Genomic DNA, 17,401 nt, shown 5'->3' on the forward strand with positions numbered 1-17,401 from the left:
AGCAAACAAAAAAGTGCAAGGGGAAGAAAACAAAAAAAGTGAGGCGCTCCCAGCGGGCCCTCCCCCCCCCACCTCCCCGCCGGCACCTCCGCTGCCCACAGCGGGGGGTCTGCCCCCCCCCCGGCCCCCCCCACCACCCGGTTCGGTCGGGCCGTCCGTCAGGAAGCCCGTCAGGCGATGGAGAAGGTCACGACCGACTGGTAGGTGTCGGCGAACATGAACGGCGGCAGCTGGAGCATCGCCGCGCCGCCCACGGCGAACTCGCCGCCGGTCAGCTCCTCACCGCCGGCCGCCTGGGAGGCGACCTTCATCGGCGTGCCCGAGATCGCCCCCGGGGCGCCGGCCGTGCAGGTGCTCGGGCTGTCCGGGTTGGTCACGGTGCAGGACGGCTGGATGCCGAGCTGCGCCTTGGCCATCGAGTGGCCCGTCGCCTGGTTCAGGAACGGCGTACGGGTCGCCGTCACGTCCCAGCCGAGGCTGCCGCCGCGGAAGTCCTGGACGGTCGCGGCGTTGAACGCGCCGAACACCGACTGGGCCTTGCCGTTGATGGTCACCGCCCCGAAGCTGACGGCCGGCTGGCCGTCCTTCGGGCCGAGGGCCAGCGGCCCGGGCAGCACCTCGACGTCCACCGGGTTCTGCACGCCCGCCTGCTCCTCGATGAACACGAAGGGCTTGGCGGGGGCGACCGATCCGTCGATCTTGATCGTGTCGGCCTTCTTGGTGATCGTGACGTTGCAGGTGGCGGCGCCGGACGCGTCCGCCGTGCCGGTGCCGGCGTCACCGGTCGCCGCGCCCGCGAGCTGGGCGGAGCAGGTGACCGGGCCGGCCGGGAAGTTGGCGCCGGTGACGGTGACGGCGGTGCCGGCCTTGCCGCTGTTGGGCGTCAGCTTGGTGGTGACCGGGTCCTTGGGCAGGGCCTCGACGGCGATCGAGGCGACCGGGGCGCTGGGGCGCGGGTCCGGCGTACAGGTCGTCGTGTAGACCGTGCCGCCGAGGTCGGCGTCCGTGACCACCTGGTCGATCGTGATCTGCACCGTCGTGCCCTCGGTGCCGTCCGGGATCTTGACGGTGCCGTTGAAGGCGGGCGGGTCGGCCTTCTTGCCGGCTTCCTGGTGGCTGGGGGTCGCCGGGCTGGTGACCGTCTGCGCGACCCCGCCGACGAGCAGCTTCGCCTTGATGGTGTTGACCGTGTCGATGGTGAACATGGGGACGACCGGCGTCTCGCCGGGGTCGATGGTGATCGGTACGGTCTCGCCCGCCTTGGCGGTGTCCGGCACCGTGACGGTGTAGTCCTGGCTGCCGTTGGCGCCCGGCTGGGGCGCGGGGGCGACGCACTTCACGGGAACGGGTGTGGTCTTGGTCGCGGCCTGCGCCGGTCCCGTCAGGGCCACGACGCCGCCCGTCAGGGCCAGGGACAGGGCGCCCGCCCCGGCCAGCACTCTTCGTCTGAGCGTTCTCGTACTCACAGGGTCGCGACTCCTTCGTCATGACGAACCCCTCCCCCCACCCGCTGTGTGGGGAAGGCCGAGCCGGTGCGGATGGCCGTCATTGACGCGTCGCGGTGTTGAGAAGTCAATGGCTTGCTTTCCCCCGAAGCGCACAGACATTGATGTCCCATCAGACCCGGTCTGATGGGACATCGGATACCGACTGGTCGGTGCCGCGGGCTACTGCCCTCCGGAGACGTGCAGGAGCAGGTTGGGGGTCCCGGCGGGCAGGTTCGCGATCCTGTCCGGGACGGCGTCGCGGAGGAGCAGCCGGCCCACCTCCGCGGGGGTCCTGGCCCGGCCGTCCGACAGGAGCAGCGCGGCGGCGCCGGCGACGTGCGGGGCGGCCATGGAGGTTCCCGAGGCCCGCGCCAGGGCGGTCGGGGAGCCCTTCCAGGCCGAGGTGACGGCCTGCCCCGGTGCCGAGATGTCCACGCAGCGGCCGTGGTTGGAGAAGCCGGGACGCCGGTCCGCGCCGTCGGTCGCGCCGACGGTGAGGGCCTGCGGCACGGCGGACGGGGAGCCCGCGCAGGCGTCCCTGGCCTCGTTGCCGGCCGCCACGGTGAAGGTGATCCCGTAGGCGACCGCGCGGACGACCGCCGCGTCCATGGACCGGCTGCGGGTGCCGCCCATGCTCATGTTCGCGACGGCGGGACCCCGCGCCGGGTTCCCGACGTGGTCCTTCACCATCCAGTCGAGGCCGCGCAGGATGACCGAGAGGCTCGCGTCGCCCCGGCAGTCGGCCACCTTCACGCCGACCAGGGAGACCTCCTTCGCGACCCCGTACGTCGCCCCGCCCGCGGTGGCGGCGACGTGCGTGCCGTGGCCGTTGCAGTCCTGGGCGCTGCCCTGGAACAACCCGCCGTAGCCGCTGTAGCCGTTGCGGGCCCGGCCGCCGAACTCCTGGTGGAGGGTGTTGATCCCGGTGTCGACCACGTAGACGGTGACACCCCGGCCCTTGTTCCCGGAGTACGTGTACGAACCGTCGAGCGGCAGCTCGCGCTGGTCGATCCGGTCGAGGCCCCAGGGGGCCGGCCGCTGGGTCACGGCGGCGGGGGCCACGACGGGCACGGGGGCGGGCACGGCCGGGACGGGCAGGTCCGGGGCGGGCAGGTCCGGGACGGGCGGGTCCGGGATGGGGACGGCCGGGACGGGGACGGCCGGGATGGGCCCGGCCGGGGGTTCGGGGGCGGACGCCGTGCCGGAGATCCGGAAGGGCGCGTCCGGCTCCACGGAGGCGACCCGGGGGTCGGCGGCGAGGGCGGCGGCGCGGGCCGCGGTGGTGCGTACCGCGAAGCCGTTGAGGGCGGCTTCGTAGACCGCTCCGACCTCGTCCCCCGCCCGTGCCGCCTCGCCGGCCAGGGCGCGGGTCGGGGCGCGGGAGGTGGTGTCCTTCAGCATGACGACGTAGGCGGCGGGGGCGCCGCCGTCGGCGGCGGAGGCGGGGTGCGGCGGCAGGACGGCGGCCGCCGCCAGGAGTGCGGCGGCCGGGAGCAGGGAGGTCATGGGGGGCATGGCGGTCATGCCGCCGATGTTCGGCCAGCGGGGGCGGCCCCGCGCGGAGGGTGCGCCGAGTGGCCGCACGACACGCCGCCGGAGGGGCGGCTCAGGCGGCGCCCAGGGGCCAGCCGCGCATCGAGAAGAGGCCCTCGTCCTCGGCGCCCGCCGAGGCGTACGTGGCCAGCGCCTCCTCGTTGTCCGTGTCGACGCCCACCCACATGCCGTAGCAGCCGCGGGCCTTGGCCTCGTCGGCGAGGGCCAGGGTCAGGGCCCGTCCGATGCCGCGCCGGCGGTACCCCTCGTCCACGGACAGCTCGTACAGGCACATCTCGGTGCCCTTGTCCGGGTGGGTCATCTCGATGCCCGAGACCATGCCGGCGGGTACCCCGTCGACGTAGGCGATGAGCATCAGGTGGCCGGTCCGGGCGAGGAAGCGCTCCGACCACTCGGGGCGCACGGGCCCGTCGAAGAGGCCCTCGGCGGCTGCGAGTTCGGCGGCGCTCCGGGCGCGGCGGATTTCCATGGCAGCCAGGGTAGGGCCGCGAGCGGGCCGGGAAGCCGGAGACGGCCCTCCACTGCTGCGTACCCGCCGGGCTGCCCTCAGCCGGCCCGGCCGGGGCCCGGCCGGCGGGTCCGCGGCCCCTGCCGGCCGCCGCCGCGCGGGAGCGTGCCGCCCGGCCGGGCCGAACCGGAGGCTCCGCTCAGGTGGCGCGGACCGCGACGGCGGCGGCGTACGTGTCCGGGGCGGGGAGGTCGCGCAGGGTCCAGCCCGGGACCGGGGCGGGGGTGGACCCCGAACCCACGTACGGGTTGGCCAGGCCGTAGGCGACCCCTACGCCGGTCCCCTTCAGGCAGGCCTCCTTACGGGCCCACACCCGGGCCAGCGCCGCCTGCCGCTCCGCCTCAGGGAACGCGTTGAGCTCGCCGGCCTCCGCCGGATGCAGGCTGGTCAGGACGTCGGCCACCGCGCTCGCCTTCGGCACCCCCTCCACGTCGACGCCCACCGGCACTCCGGAGAAGGCGAAGTACGCCATGTCCTGGCTGTGGGACAGCGAGAAGTGCACCGGGCCTTCGGCCACGGCGGGACGGCCGTGCGGCCCCCCGCAGCCCGGGCAGTCCTCGCGGACCAGGGGGACGTCCTCCGGCGCCAGCCCCAGGTACTCGCCGAGCAGCACGCGCAGCCCCAGGTGCGAGGCGAGGTAGCTGCGCTGGTCGGCCGGGCGCACCAGCCGGGAGGCCCGCTGCTGTTCGGTCGCGTCGAGCAGCGCCCGCGCCTCTGCGGTCTCGTGACCGCCGATCGCCTCGCGCGTAATGTCCAGCGACCATACCGTCAGATCGGACCCGGCCGGGGGTGGTCCGGTCAGGGGTGTGGCACCGTCGAGCTGGTTCACGTACAAGGTCATTCCATGAGGGTAGACGAGTCGGCCGGAGACCCCGTTACCCTCCTGCTGGACTTGTCGATCATCACTCCAGGGGGAACACGCTGTGCACAGTGCCGTCGTGACGCCGGAAGGCGACCGGATCCGCTGGGTCGAGTTCCCGGGAGGACGGGCGCCGCGCGTCTACCTGCACGGGCTCGGCTCGACCTCGCCCGCCTATTTCGCCGCGAGCGCGGTGCACCCGCTGCTGGCCGGGCGGCGCTCGCTGCTGCTCGACATGCTGGGCCACGGCCACAGCGACCGTCCGGAGACGTTCTCGTACACCCTGGAGGCGCACGCCGACGCCGTGGCGGAGGCCATGACGGCGGCCGGTGCCGAAGGCGCCGAGGTGATAGCCCACAGCATGGGCGGAGCGGTGGCCATCGTGCTGGCCGCCCGGCACCCCCGGCTGGTCTCCCGCCTCGTCCTGGTGGACGCGAACCTGGACCCCCTGCCGCCCACCCCGGCCACGGCCGGCAGCAGCGGCCTCGCCTCCTACACGGAGGAGGAGTTCCTGGCCGGCGGCTGGGCGGAGGTCCGCGACCGGGTCGGCGCGCACTGGTGGTCGACCATGCGGCTGGCAGGCCGCACCGCCCTGCACCGCAGCGCCGTGAACCTGGCCGCGGGCACCACCCCCACCATGCGGGAGCTCCTGCTGGAGCTGAAGGTCCCGCGCGGCTTCCTCTTCCCGGAGCAGGACGGACCGCCCGTCGGCACCGAAGCCCTGGAGGCCGCCGGAGTCGCCGTGGTGGCCGTACCGGACTGCGGGCACAACATCATGATCGACAACCCGGAGGGCTTCGCGCGGGCCGCGGCGGCGCTCCTCGCCCGCGACACCGTCTGAGCGGCTCCCCCTACCGGGCGGGGGCGCCGGCGGACACCGAGGCGGGCGCGACCGCGGCGCCGCCGTCCGGTATTCGGGCTCCGGGGGAGGGCGTCCCGTCGGTCCAGGCGTAGACCTGCCGGCCCCGCACCGAGACCTGGTACTGGTAGCGGTCCCGGCACTCGGGGCGCTCCTCGCGCCGGGTGTCACCGGGCCACCAGCGGGCGTCCAGACGGGGGCCGCCCGCCTTCTTCGGCGTCCCGGTGGCGCACTGCGGACCGTCGAGCGGGGTCTTGCCGAGGGTGAACCGGATGAGCCGGGTCCCGCCGTCGCCACGCGCGCGGATCCGTATGTCGGTGGCGTCCCCCGGTATCCAGTTGGGCAGCACGAACGCCCGGTCGCCCTTCTTCGGGGCGTCGGCGGCACTGGCGTAGCGCTTGCCCTTCTCCCGCAGGACCTGCTTCTGAAGGGCGTCCGTGACCGGGTTGGGCGGCAGGTTGGGCAGCGCGAAGGCGGCCAGGGCGAGGACTCCCGCGACGGCGGCGGCGATGACGAGCGGACGGCGGTTCATACCCACAAGTGTTCGGTCCGCGGGTAACGCGCGCGTCCCTCCCCGGTATCAACCTGGAATCTGCCGCAAGTCGGATACGGGGTCATACCTGAGAGGGGTGCGCTCCAGGGCGCACCGGGTCGACACGTATGAGTCCGGGCCGCGTTATTAGGGGCGGCAGGGGTCGGGGACGCGGCGTGCTCCGGGGGTGGATCCCGACGCCGCACCGGGAGTTGGACCGGGCGGCCCCGTCGCCCGCTCACCCCGTCGCCCGCTCGCCCTGCCGCCCCCACTCGGAGGAATGCCATGCGTCGCCGTCTCGTCCCCCTGCTCGCCTCCGCCTCCGCCGGCCTGCTGGCCCTCGCCACCCCGGCCTCGGCGGTTCCGGCGGACAAGCCGCAGGTGCTGAGCGGCTGGACGCGGACCAGCGTCTCCAGCTACAACGCCTGGGCCGCGGCGCGCGGCAGCAGGGGCAACTGGGCCTCGTACGCGTTCGACTGGTCGACGGACTACTGCTCCTCGTCCCCCGACAACCCCTTCGGCTTCCCCTTCCGGACGGCCTGCGCCCGCCACGACTTCGGCTACCGCAACTACAAGGCGGCGGGCGCCTTCCCCGCCAACAAGTCCCGGCTGGACGACGCCTTCCACGCCGATCTGAAGCGGGTCTGCTCGCAGTACTCGGGCGTCAGGAAGGGCTCCTGCGACAGCACGGCCTGGACGTACTACCAGGCGGTCAAGGCCTTCGGCGTCTCCCCGCAGGACGCCCCGGCCGACCCCGCCCCCGCCGACCAGGTTCCCGTCGGGTCCGCTCCTGCGGTCCCGTCGTCCTGATGCCGGAAGACACGTTACGCGTCCGGCCCCCGGCCGCCCCCCACCCGGTCATGCCCGAACGAACCCCCGTCGGGTGGGACGGTGCTCTTCCGGTTTTCGGCTTTCCGCTTTGCGGGTGCAAGGATCCCGCAAGGGTCCTGTCGAGTGAATTTCCGCCAATCGCGGACGGTCCGCCGACCCTGGTCCAGGCGGCCCGGACAACGCGGGGAGACCCCGGGAGACCCCTCGGGAGGGTGGAAGGAAGTGCCCCCGGCAGGACTCGAACCTGCGGCCAAGCGCTTAGAAGGCGCCTGCTCTATCCACTGAGCTACGGGGGCCGGAAGGTGACCGTGGTGGCCTGGAGCCCCTTGGTGGGGGTGGGACTGCGGTCCGTGCCGGGTCAAGGATAGGGCTCCGGTTGCCTTGTCCCGGTTGCTTCACTCGCGTGCCACGTTGTGGAGGTTCGGTGAAGCGGTCCCGATAATCGCAGGCAGGTGCGATTCTCGCACCGCTTTTGCGCCGCGTCGGCCTGGGTGTTGTGCACTCGTTATGCCTGCGTCCCACTCGTCCGCCGTGTCCATGATGTCCCTCTGGAGTCGCGGTCGGCGCGCAGAGGGCGTATAAGCTTCAAAAATGGTCCCAAATTGGGCATTCTTCGCATGTGGTGACCTTGGATGTTCGGCCTCAGCTGCTCGATGCCCTGTCCGCCCTGCGCGACCGGGTCGCGTCCGTGCGTCTGCCGCTGCCGCTGCCCGGCGCCCCACGCGCCCGCCAGACCAGAGCCGAGCTGCTCGCGCAGCTCGACGACTACCTCGTCCCCCGGCTGAAGTCGCCCGAGGCGCCGCTCCTCGCCGTCGTCGGCGGGTCCACCGGAGCCGGCAAGTCCACCCTCGTCAACTCCCTCGTCGGCCGCCAGGTCAGCGAAGCCGGAGTGCTGCGCCCCACCACCCGCACGCCGGTCCTCGTCTGCCACCCGGACGACCACCACTGGTTCGCGGGGATGCGGATCCTCCCCGACCTCATGCGCGTCTGGGCCCCCCAGCCCGACGAGGAGCTGGTGCCCTCCTCCAGGAAGCGCCCCGTGCGCGCACCCGGCCACCCCGCCGCGACCAGCGAGCTGCGGATCGAGACCGTCGCCACCCTCCCGCGCGGCCTCGCCGTCCTCGACGCCCCCGACATCGACTCCCTCGTCGTCGAGAACCGCACCCTCGCCGCCGAGCTGATCTGCGCCGCCGACGTCTGGGTCATGGTCACCACCGCCTCGCGGTACGCCGACGCCGTCCCCTGGCACCTGCTGCGCACCGCCAAGCAGTACAACGCCACCCTGATCACCGTCCTCGACCGGGTCCCGCACCAGGTGCTCGCCGAGGTCTCGCGCCAGTACGGGGCACTGCTCACCCGCGCCGGACTGGGCGACGTACCGCGGTTCACGGTGCCCGAGCTGCCCGAGTCGGCCGGCGGTGGCGGGCTGCTGCCGGCCAGCGCCGTCGCGCCGCTGCTCGCCTGGCTCACCCACCACGTCCACGACCCGGCCGCCCGGCAGTACGCGGTCGGCCGGACCGCCCTCGGCGCGCTCGACTCCCTCAAGCGCCGCATGCCCGAACTGGCCTCCGCCGTCGCCGCCCAGCACGCCGCCGCCGTCCGGCTGACCTCCGCCGTCGAGGACGCCTACCGGCAGGAGGGCAAGCGGGTCCGCAACCGCCTCGACAAGGGCGCCGTGCTCGCCGGCGACGCCCTCACCCGGTGGCGCGGCTACCCCCTCGACACGAGCGCCGACGAACTCCTCGACTCCCTCGCGGAATCCCTCGCCGCGCTCCTCCAGTGCGCCGTCGCCGCCGCCGACGAGCGGATCGCCGAGGTCTGGCGGCGCGAGCCCGCCTCCGGGGCGGTGCCGCTGCCCGCGCCCGACCGGGAGGCGGCGGAACGTATCAGCATGGCCGTACGCCGCTGGCGGCGCGTACTGGAGGAGCTCGCCGAGGAGGAGGTCGCCAAGCTCGACAAGCAGCCCGCGCCCGACCCCGACGGCATCGCCGCCCTCCTCGTCGCCGCCCTCCTCGGCGGCGAACGGGCCCGCCCGGCGGGGGAGAAGCTCGCCGAACGGATCGGCGTACAGACCGCCGTACGGCTGCGCGACCGGGGCGGCGAACTGGTCGGGGACCACCTCGACCAGGTCCTGCGCGCCGAACGGGACCGCAGGCTCGCCCCCCTCCAGGCGCTCGAAGTCACCCCCGAACCACAGGCCGAGCTGATCGCCGCGCTGTCCGTACTGCAGAAGGAGAGGTGACGCGGTGACCGCCGTGACCGACCGCGACAGCGACCATGCCGGCGACCGGTGGGACGACGGGTTCATCGCACGCTCGCGCCACCGGACCATCCGCAAGGGCGGCGCACGCGGCACCGGCACGCGCGCCGGCGACGCCCTCATCGACGACGCGCTGCTCGACGCGGCCCTGCTCGCCAACGACCTCGACGAGGACGCGGACCGCGGCCCGGGGGCTCCCGAGGACGCCGAGGGCGATGAGGCCGTCGTGCGGGCCGTCTCCGGAGCCGGCAGCGACGGCGGCAAGGCGCCCGCGCCCCCGCTCAGCCCCGAGGCCCAGGCCCTGCGCACGCGCCTCGACGCCCTGCGCCAGCTGGTCGGACTGTCCCGCACCCGCCTCGACGGCAAGACCCTCGCCGAGGCCGGCCGGGTGCTGGACGAGGCGGCCGCGCGACGGGGCCTGTCCCCCCAGCACACCGTCGTCGCCATCGCCGGAGCCACCGGAAGCGGCAAGTCCACCCTCTTCAATTCACTCGCCGGAGTGCAGATCTCCGAAACCGGCCTGCGCCGCCCGACCACCGCCGCCCCCATCGCCTGCAGCTGGTCCGACGGCGCCGCCGGCCTGCTCGACCGGCTGGAGATCCCCGGACGGCTGCGGCGCCGGCCCCGCGAGACCTCCGAGGCCGAGGTGCTGCGCGGCATGGTCCTCGTCGACCTGCCCGACCTGGACTCGGCGGTCGGCGCGCACCGGGACCACGTGGACCGGGTGCTGGCGCTGGTCGACGCCGTGGTGTGGGTGGTGGACCCGGAGAAGTACGCGGACGCCGTCCTGCACGAGCGGTACCTGCGGCCGCTGGCCGGGCACGCCGAGGTGACCTTCGTCGTGCTGAACCAGGTGGACCGGCTCCCCGGCGACGCCGCCGACCTCGTACTCGACGACCTGCGGCGGCTGCTGGACGACGACGGGATCGCCCTCGGCGAGCACGGCGAGCCCGGCGCGACCGTCCTCGGACTGTCCGCCCTGACGGGTGAAGGAGTCGGGGAACTCCGCGAGCTCCTCGGACAGTTCACCCAGGAGAAGGGCGCCGCGACCCGGCGCATCTCCGCCGATGTCGACCGGGCCGCCGTACGCCTGCGCCCGCTCTACGTCGCCGCCGGGCACTCCGGGCCTTCCGGACCCGAGATCGGCGAGGCGGCGCGCGCCGAGTTCGAGGACCGGCTCGCCGAAGCGGTCGGGGCGTACGCGGCCGGCCTCGCCGCCGAGCGGGCCTGGCGGCGCAACGCCGGAAAGGCCTGCGGTACGCCCTGGCTGCGGCTGTGGCGCTGGTACGAGAGCCGGCGCGCCCCGCGCTCGCTCGCGTCCCTGGCCCTCATGTCGGCCAAGGGCCGCACCCCCGGCGAGTCCGCCGCCCCGCCCGCCGAGGAGGAGGTGACCGCCCGCCAGCGCGTGGAGCAGGCCGTACGGACGGTCGCGGACGAGGCGGTCGTCGGCCTGCCCGACCCCTGGGCCCAGGCCGTACGGGAGACCGCGGTACGCGGCGCCAAGCGGCTGCCCGAGGCGCTGGACGAGCTGGCGGTGACCCTGGGCGTGGCCGTCGCCGTGCCCGGCGCGAAGCCGCCGCGGCCCGCCTGGTGGCCGGTCGCGGTGCTGGCGCAGGCGGCCATGACACTGGTGCAGATCTTCGGCGGCCTGTGGCTGGTCGGGCAGATCGTCGGGGTCCTGGAGCCGAAGCTGCTGCCGCCCGTGCTGTTCATGGCGGCGGGCATCGTCGGCGGGCCGCTGGTGGAGTGGGCCTGCTCGATCGCCGCCCGCGGGCCGGCGCGCAGGTACGGCCAGGACGCCGAGCGGCGGCTGAGGCAGGCGGCGGCCGGCTGCGGCCGGGCCCGGGTGCTGGAACCGGTGGCGGCCGAGCTGCTGCGCTACCGCGAGGTGCGCGAGCAGTACGCGGCGGTCGCCGCAGGGGGGACGAAGTTGTCCACAACCCGCCAGTAATCCACAGGCCGGAGCGGGGGGCCGGGGCCCGGCGCCAGCATGGTCGTACCTCGTGCGGATGGTCCGCACGGGTACGGAGCTCGGGGGAGGGCGGCCGGGATGAACGACACCCTGGTGACGCTGGTGGGACACGTGGCGACGCGGATCGACTTCAAGGAGACCGTGACCGGGCCGTCCGCGAGATTCCGCTTCGCTGTGACCCCCAGGTACTTCGACCGGCGCACGGAGAGCTGGACGGACGCCCCCACCAGCTTCTACACCGTGTGGGCCCGCCGGGTGCTCGCGGTCAACCTGGCCAGTTCCGTCTCGGTGGGGGAACCGCTCGTGGTCCACGGGCGTCTGCGGGTCCGGGAAGACCCGCCCGACGGCGAGGGCGTCCGCTGGTTCTCGGCGGAGATCGACGCGATCGCCGTCGGACACGACCTCAACCGCGGAACGGCGGCCTTCCGCAGGGTCGTCAAGACGGACACCCCGCTGATGGGCCCTCAGAAGGCGGCGGTGGTCTGAGTGTTCGAGGCGGCTAGGATTCCCCGGTACTCACGGGCACCTTGGTCTTCGGCCCGAAGGGGAGAACTGTGTCGATTGCTGTTCCCGCATCCTCCGCATCCTCCGATCCCCGCGCGGCGTCCACCGCGTCCGCGGGCGGGCCTGCCTCCGCGTCCACCGTCCCACCCGAGGCCGGACCGGTCCGGCCGGAGGTTCCGCTTCCAGCCGGCGGCGGTCCCGGTGCGGCCGCCGGTGCCGCAGGCGCGGTACGCGGCTCCGTGCGCCGGCCCCTGGCGGCGGCCCTGCTGGCCGCGGCCCTCACCGCCGCGCCCGGTGCCCGCGCCGCGGCCGACTCCGGCACGGCCACCGCCGGCCGGGCGGCCGGGGGCGCGAGCGCCGTGCTCGACGGCCTCAAGACGTACGGGCAGGCGGTCCTGCGCGCCGGGGACGGCTCGGTCCGCCAGATCCCCGCCGGGCTGTACGAGATGCGGGTCGACGGCGGCGGCATGCTCCAGACGTACGGGGTCGGCGTCGCGGGCTACGCGCAACCCCAGGCCCGGTACACGGAGAGCGGCTGGGGCGGCAGCCCCCTCGCCGGGAACGCCGAGGCGGGCGGCCGGATCCGCTGGGTCCTGGAGCACTCCTACCCCCAGCACAACGACCTGGCCGGGCTGGCGAAAGCGGCCGGGGCCGGGGCGCTGACCGCGGAGAGCGCGGCCGCCGGGACCCAGGTGGCGATCTGGCGCCTGGCCGACGGGGCGCAGGTGGAAGCGGCCGACCCGGCGGCGGAGCGGCTCGCCGACTACCTCCAGCGGGAGGCGGGCCGGCTGCCGGAGCCGCCGGCGTCGCTGGGACTGGACCCCGGCCAGGTGTCCGGGGCGCTGACGGGCGCCGTCGGCACCCGGCTGGGCCCCGTCACCGTCCGGACGGGCGCGCAGAGCGTGACCGTCACCCCTGACGCGGCCGCCACCGCCATGGGGGTGCGGGTGGTCGACTCCGAGGGGCGTCCGGTGACCACCGCGGCGAACGGCAGCAGGCTGTACTTCGAGGTACCCGCCGGCACCCCTGACGGGACGGCCTCGGTGACCGTGCACGGCTCCACGAAGGTGCCCGTCGGCCGGGTCTTCACCAGCGGGATCCCGGCCGAGGCGCAGGTCGTGGCCGGCTCCAGCGAGTCCGCGGCGGCCGCCACCGCCACGGCGGTCTGGCCGCAGCCGCAGGCCGCCCCGGCGGGCACGGCCGGCTCCGTGGGCCAGCTGGCCGGCGCGTCCGAGGTGGCGGTGGCCGCCGAGTCCGCCACGGCCGGGCCGGACTCCCCGGACGAGGAGCGGCTGGCGACCAGCGGCAGCTCCGCGGCCACCCCGGTCATCGCCTCCCTCGCGGTCGGGCTGGTGGTGCTGGGCGGCATGGTCGTCCTGCTGCTGCGCAAGCGGCCGCTGGAGGGGGAGGACGGCGAGGGGTGATTCCGGGCGGCCGCCCGGGGTAGGGGCGAGAGGTGGCTGATCAGAAACTGACCTGGCAGGGCACCCTCGCGGCCTGGGACCGGCGGCTGTTCGACTTGGTGGCGCGGCGGCACTGGCCCGGCGCCGAGCGGGTGCTGCCCGCACTCGGCCGGGCCGCGAACCACGGCGTGCTGTGGGGCGGGACCGCCGCGGCGATCACCGTCCTCGGGTCGCCCAGGGCCCGAAAGGGGGCGCTGACCGCGGCCGCCTCGCTGGCGCTGGCCTCGGCGACCATCAACACCGTCGGCAAATGGTCCGTGCGCAGGCCCAGGCCGCTGCTGGAAGGGGTGCCCACGGTGCGGCAGCCGGCCGTGCCGCCGTGGACCACCTCCTTCCCGTCCGGCCACTCCGCCTCGGCCGCGGCCTTCACCGCCGGCCTCGCCCTGGAATCCCCCGGGTGGGGGGCCGCGGTGGCCCCGGTGGCCGCGTCGGTGGCCTTCTCCCGGGTCTACACCGGCGTGCACTACCCGTCCGACGTGGTGGCGGGCGCGGCCCTCGGGGTCGTGGCGGGGTTCGCCGTGCACGCCCTCGCGCGGCGCGCCCAGCAGGCGCGGGTCGTCCCCGGCGGCGAGCGCCCGGCGGCCGACGCGCCGGCGCTGCCGGACGGGGCCGGGCTGACGGTCGTGGCGAACACCGCGTCCGGCACGGCCGGAGGCGCGGCGCTCGACGTACTGCGGGAGCGGCTCCCGCGGGCGGAGATCGTGGAGTGCGCCGGGGAGGGTGTGGAGGCCGCGATGGAGGCGGCCGCGTCCCGGGCCGTGGTGCTCGGGGTGTACGGGGGCGACGGCACCGTCAACGCCGCCGCGACCGCCGCCCTGCGGGCCGGGGTGCCGCTCGCGGTGTTCCCCGGCGGCACCCTCAACCACTTCGCGCTGGACCTCGGCCTCGCCGGCCCGGAGGACACCTGCCGCGCCCTCGCCGCCGGCCACGCGGTCCGCATCTCCCTGGGCCGCATCACCCCGGCCGCCCGTACCGGGACCTCTGAGGGTGCCCGGTACTTCCTGAACAACTTCAGCATCGGGGCCTATCCCGAGCTGCTGCGGCACCGCCTGCGGTGGGCGCCGCGGATCGGGGGCGGGCCGGCCGCGGTGCTGGCGGCCTGGCGCGTGCTGCGGGCCGAGCGGCCCGTCCGGCTGACCCTGGCCGGGCGACCCCGCAGCGCGTGGCTGCTCTTCGCCGGCAACGGCACCTACCAGGGCACCGGCCCCGCCCCCCGCCGCCGCGCCGGCCTCGGCGAGGGCCTGCTCGACCTGCGCGTCGTCCACGGCGGCGGCCGCCCCGGCCCGCGCCTGCTCGCCGCCGCGTTCGCCGGCCCGCTCAGCCGGTCCCCCGTCCACGTCGCCACCCGGCTGCGCGGCCTGCACGTCGCGGACATCCCGCCCGGCACCCCGCTCGCCTACGACGGCGAGTACGCCGCGGCCCCCGCAGCGCTCGTCCTCGACGCCCTCCCCGACGCCCTGGTCGTCTACCGGCCCCGCTGAACCCCGGTGTCCGTCATCGGCGCCACGCAGCAGGCCGCGAGCCGCTGCGTGGGCAGCGTCGTACCCGTATTCGTAATACCGGTGGCACTCAGGGTCACCCTGCCCTGGCCGGGGGCCCGCGGGGGCTCCGGGGTGCCAGTACTGGTTTCCCCCGGGGGATGGACGTACGGCAAGATGGGGTGTATCTGCCCACCATCGATCTGCCGGACGGTTTCTCTTGGCTGAGTTCATCTACACCATGCGCAAGACGCGCAAGGCGCACGGCGACAAGGTGATCCTCGACGACGTCTTCCTGAACTTCCTGCCGGGGGCGAAGATCGGTGTCGTCGGCCCGAACGGCGCCGGCAAGTCCACCGTCCTCAAGATCATGGCGGGCATCGAGCAGCCGTCCAACGGTGACGCCTACCTGTCGCCCGGCTACTCCGTCGGCATCCTCATGCAGGAGCCCAAGCTCGACGAGTCCAAGACCGTCCTGGAGAACGTCGAGGACGGCGTCGGCGAGATCAAGCAGAAGCTCAACCGGTTCAACGCGATCGCCGAGGAAATGGCGACGAACTACACCGACGAGCTGATGGAGGAGATGGGCAAGCTCCAGGACGACCTGGACCACGCCAACGCGTGGGACCTCGACGCCCAGCTGGAGCAGGCCATGGACGCCCTGGGCTGCCCGCCCGGCGACTGGCCCGTCACCAACCTCTCCGGTGGTGAGAAGCGCCGCGTGGCCCTCTGCAAGCTGCTGCTGGAGGCCCCCGACCTGCTGCTCCTCGACGAGCCCACCAACCACCTCGACGCCGAGTCCGTGAACTGGCTGGAGCAGCACCTCGCCCAGTACAAGGGCGCCGTCGTGGCCGTCACCCACGACCGCTACTTCCTCGACAACGTCGCCGAGTGGATCCTCGAACTCGACCGCGGCCGCGCCCACCCCTACGAGGGCAACTACTCCACCTACCTGGAGAAGAAGGCCGAGCGCCTCAAGGTCGAGGGCAAGAAGGACGAGAAGCGCGCCAAGCGCCTCAAGGAAGAGCTGGAGTGGGTCCGCTCCAACGCCAAGGGCCGCCAGGCGAAGTCCAAGGCCCGTCTCGCTCGCTACGAGGAGATGGCGGCCGAGGCCGACAAGATGCGCAAGCTCGACTTCGAGGAGATCCAGATCCCGCCGGGCCCGCGCCTGGGCTCGATCGTGGTCGAGGTCAACAACCTCTCGAAGGCGTTCGGCGACAAGGTCCTCATCGACGACCTGTCCTTCACACTGCCGCGCAACGGCATCGTCGGCATCATCGGCCCGAACGGCGCCGGCAAGACCACGCTCTTCAAGATGATCCAGGGCCTCGAAACCCCGGACTCCGGCGAGATCAAGGTCGGCGAGACCGTCAAGATCTCGTACGTCGACCAGGGCCGCGCCAACATCGACCCCAAGAAGACCCTCTGGGCGGTCGTGTCGGACGAGCTGGACTACATCAACGTCGGCAACGTCGAGATGCCGTCCCGCGCCTACGTCAGCGCCTTCGGCTTCAAGGGCCCGGACCAGCAGAAGCCGGCCGGGGTCCTCTCCGGCGGTGAGCGCAACCGCCTGAACCTCGCGCTCACCCTCAAGCAGGGCGGCAACCTGCTGCTCCTCGACGAGCCCACCAACGACCTCGACGTCGAGACCCTGGGCTCGCTCGAGAACGCGCTGCTGGAGTTCCCGGGTGCGGCCGTGGTCGTCTCCCACGACCGCTGGTTCCTGGACCGAGTGGCCACCCACATCCTCGCCTACGAGGGCGAGTCCAGGTGGTTCTGGTTCGAGGGCAACTTCGAGTCCTACGAGAAGAACAAGGTCGAGCGGCTCGGCCCGGACGCCACCCGTCCGCACCGCGCCACCTACAAGAAGCTCACCCGGGGCTAGGTCGCGGTCATGGCCAGACACCACTACCGGTGCCCCCTCCGCTGGGCGGACATGGATGCCTTCGGGCACGTCAACAACGTCGTCTTCCTCCGCTACCTGGAGGAGGCGCGCATCGACTTCATGTTCCGCCTGGCGCCGGGGGAGGGCAGCGAGTCCTTCACGGGCGGCTCCGTCGTGGCCCGTCACGAGATCGACTACAAGCTCCCCCTCGTGCACCGGCACGAGCCGGTGCTCATCGAGTCCTGGGTGACCCGCATAGGCGCCGCGTCCCTGACCATCCGCTACGAGGTCAAGGACGAGGCGACCGAGGACTCCCCGGAGACCGTCTACGTCCGTGCCGAGACGGTCGTCGTGCCCTACAACCTCGCCGAGGGGCGGCCCCGCCGCATCACCGACGAGGAGCGGCACTTCCTGGAGCAGTACCTCGACAAGCCCGAGAACGCTCCCGCGGCCGCCGGAAGGCGCCTCGCGGCATGAGCGGACAGCTGCGCCTCGCCGATTCCGGGGAGGCGGCGGACCTCGCCGCCTTCCTGGGCCGGCTGGTGCACTACGACCGCGCCGCCGCCGTACGCCTCCAGGCGCCGGCGGGCGGCGGCGCGCTCGCCGTCTTCGGGCGGCCGCCCTCCTTCGAGGTCCTGGCCGTCCGCACGGCACGCCTCGCCGAGCCCCTCGCGACCCCGCTGGACGTCACCGTCTCCGCGGGCGAGCTGCTGGAGGCCGTCGACGAGAGCGGCGCCGCGGTGACCGTGCCCGGGCCCGTCACCGGCCCGCCCTGGGCGGGGGTCCTGCCGCCGCGCGGCGGCTGGCGTCCGGTCCCCGGCCTGCCCGCCCCCGAGGCGGTGCGCGCGGCCGTGGCCGCCGCCGTCGCCGAGTTCCGCGCCCGCGACGAGGCCCTGCCCCCGCAGCACCGGACCCGCTCCGAGCGGGACCGCATCGGCCGCGAGATCTGGTCGCGGACCCTGGGCGACACCGAGCTGCCGCTGCGCGCGGTGCACGCCGCCCAGTCCCTGGGCTTCCTGCGCCCGGTACGCACCACCGTGCCCGCCGGCGGCCCCGCCGCGGGCGGTCCCGCCCCGGTGGCCCTGTTCGCCTCCGGAGGCTGGCTGAGGCTCAGCACCCCGTACGGGTCCGTCGCCACGCGCCGCCCCGGCGGCCTCGCCGGGCTGGGTGCCATCCAGGTGCGGCCGGTCTGATCCCGTCCGGGCCGCC

The 17,401-nt window shown here is 74.3% G+C and carries 15 protein-coding genes and 1 tRNA gene; 10 read left to right on the plus strand and 6 right to left on the minus strand.

Annotated features, from left to right (window positions below; all coding sequences use genetic code 11):
- Positions 1-170 precede the first annotated feature (170 nt).
- From ACZ597_RS23550 to ACZ597_RS23565, 4 genes are all read right to left on the minus strand, one after another.
- The gene (locus ACZ597_RS23550) at positions 171-1,466 is read right to left on the minus strand and encodes a hypothetical protein (RefSeq protein ID WP_471333330.1); all 1,296 of its coding nucleotides are present in this window, start codon (positions 1,464-1,466) and stop codon (positions 171-173) included.
- A 201-nt stretch (positions 1,467-1,667) separates the two neighbouring features.
- On the minus strand, positions 1,668-3,011 hold the full coding sequence (locus tag ACZ597_RS23555; protein ID WP_471333333.1) for a S8 family peptidase: 1,344 nt from the start codon (positions 3,009-3,011) through the stop codon (positions 1,668-1,670).
- 82 nt (positions 3,012-3,093) lie between these two features.
- Positions 3,094-3,510 (minus strand): GNAT family N-acetyltransferase, encoded by a 417-nt coding sequence (locus tag ACZ597_RS23560; RefSeq protein ID WP_471333335.1) that lies wholly within the window; start codon positions 3,508-3,510, stop codon positions 3,094-3,096.
- Positions 3,511-3,688: 178 nt separating this feature from the next.
- Entirely contained in the window at positions 3,689-4,390 is a 702-nt protein-coding gene (locus ACZ597_RS23565; protein WP_471333338.1) for a 4'-phosphopantetheinyl transferase family protein, read from the minus strand.
- A gap of 82 nt (positions 4,391-4,472) precedes the next feature.
- Here ACZ597_RS23565 and ACZ597_RS23570 point away from each other — a divergent pair, with 82 nt between their 5' ends.
- Positions 4,473-5,249: an alpha/beta fold hydrolase gene (locus ACZ597_RS23570; RefSeq protein WP_471333341.1), complete on the plus strand. Its 777-nt coding sequence runs from the start codon at positions 4,473-4,475 to the stop codon at positions 5,247-5,249.
- Between the two features lie 10 nt (positions 5,250-5,259).
- Here ACZ597_RS23570 and ACZ597_RS23575 read toward each other — a convergent pair whose 3' ends face one another.
- Positions 5,260-5,799, minus strand: a complete 540-nt coding sequence (locus ACZ597_RS23575) for a hypothetical protein (protein ID WP_471333343.1) — start codon at positions 5,797-5,799, stop codon at positions 5,260-5,262.
- Positions 5,800-6,084: 285 nt separating this feature from the next.
- Between ACZ597_RS23575 and ACZ597_RS23580 the strand changes: the two genes are divergently transcribed.
- Positions 6,085-6,609 (plus strand): phospholipase, encoded by a 525-nt coding sequence (locus ACZ597_RS23580; RefSeq protein WP_471333345.1) that lies wholly within the window; start codon positions 6,085-6,087, stop codon positions 6,607-6,609.
- A gap of 244 nt (positions 6,610-6,853) precedes the next feature.
- Here ACZ597_RS23580 and ACZ597_RS23585 read toward each other — a convergent pair.
- Positions 6,854-6,926 (minus strand) — tRNA-Arg (locus ACZ597_RS23585).
- Positions 6,927-7,258: 332 nt separating this feature from the next.
- On the opposite strand from ACZ597_RS23585, the gene ACZ597_RS23590 reads away from it, so the two are divergent.
- From ACZ597_RS23590 to ACZ597_RS23625, 8 genes are all read left to right on the plus strand, one after another.
- Positions 7,259-8,872, plus strand: a complete 1,614-nt coding sequence (locus tag ACZ597_RS23590; RefSeq protein ID WP_471333347.1) for a dynamin family protein — start codon at positions 7,259-7,261, stop codon at positions 8,870-8,872.
- Positions 8,873-8,876: 4 nt separating this feature from the next.
- Positions 8,877-10,841, plus strand: coding sequence for a GTPase (locus ACZ597_RS23595; RefSeq protein ID WP_471333350.1), 1,965 nt, complete (start codon positions 8,877-8,879; stop codon positions 10,839-10,841).
- Between the two features lie 99 nt (positions 10,842-10,940).
- The gene (locus tag ACZ597_RS23600) at positions 10,941-11,348 is read left to right on the plus strand and encodes a single-stranded DNA-binding protein (RefSeq protein ID WP_471333352.1); all 408 of its coding nucleotides are present in this window, start codon (positions 10,941-10,943) and stop codon (positions 11,346-11,348) included.
- 257 nt (positions 11,349-11,605) lie between these two features.
- Complete coding sequence (locus ACZ597_RS23605; RefSeq protein WP_471333355.1) at positions 11,606-12,790, plus strand: TQXA domain-containing protein; 1,185 nt, start codon at positions 11,606-11,608, stop codon at positions 12,788-12,790.
- A gap of 32 nt (positions 12,791-12,822) precedes the next feature.
- Entirely contained in the window at positions 12,823-14,310 is a 1,488-nt protein-coding gene (locus ACZ597_RS23610) for a phosphatase PAP2 family protein (protein ID WP_471333357.1), read from the plus strand.
- 217 nt (positions 14,311-14,527) lie between these two features.
- The gene (ettA, locus tag ACZ597_RS23615) at positions 14,528-16,192 is read left to right on the plus strand and encodes an energy-dependent translational throttle protein EttA (RefSeq protein ID WP_471333360.1); all 1,665 of its coding nucleotides are present in this window, start codon (positions 14,528-14,530) and stop codon (positions 16,190-16,192) included.
- Positions 16,193-16,201: 9 nt separating this feature from the next.
- A complete protein-coding gene (locus ACZ597_RS23620; RefSeq protein WP_471333363.1) occupies positions 16,202-16,669 on the plus strand; it encodes an acyl-CoA thioesterase in 468 nt (155 codons plus the stop codon).
- Positions 16,666-17,385, plus strand: a complete 720-nt coding sequence (locus tag ACZ597_RS23625; RefSeq protein WP_471333366.1) for a DUF8010 domain-containing protein — start codon at positions 16,666-16,668, stop codon at positions 17,383-17,385. Before ACZ597_RS23620 ends, ACZ597_RS23625 begins: the two co-directional genes overlap by 4 nt.
- Positions 17,386-17,401: the final 16 nt, after the last annotated feature.

This window comes from Streptomyces sp. NPDC040718 (assembly GCF_055593565.1).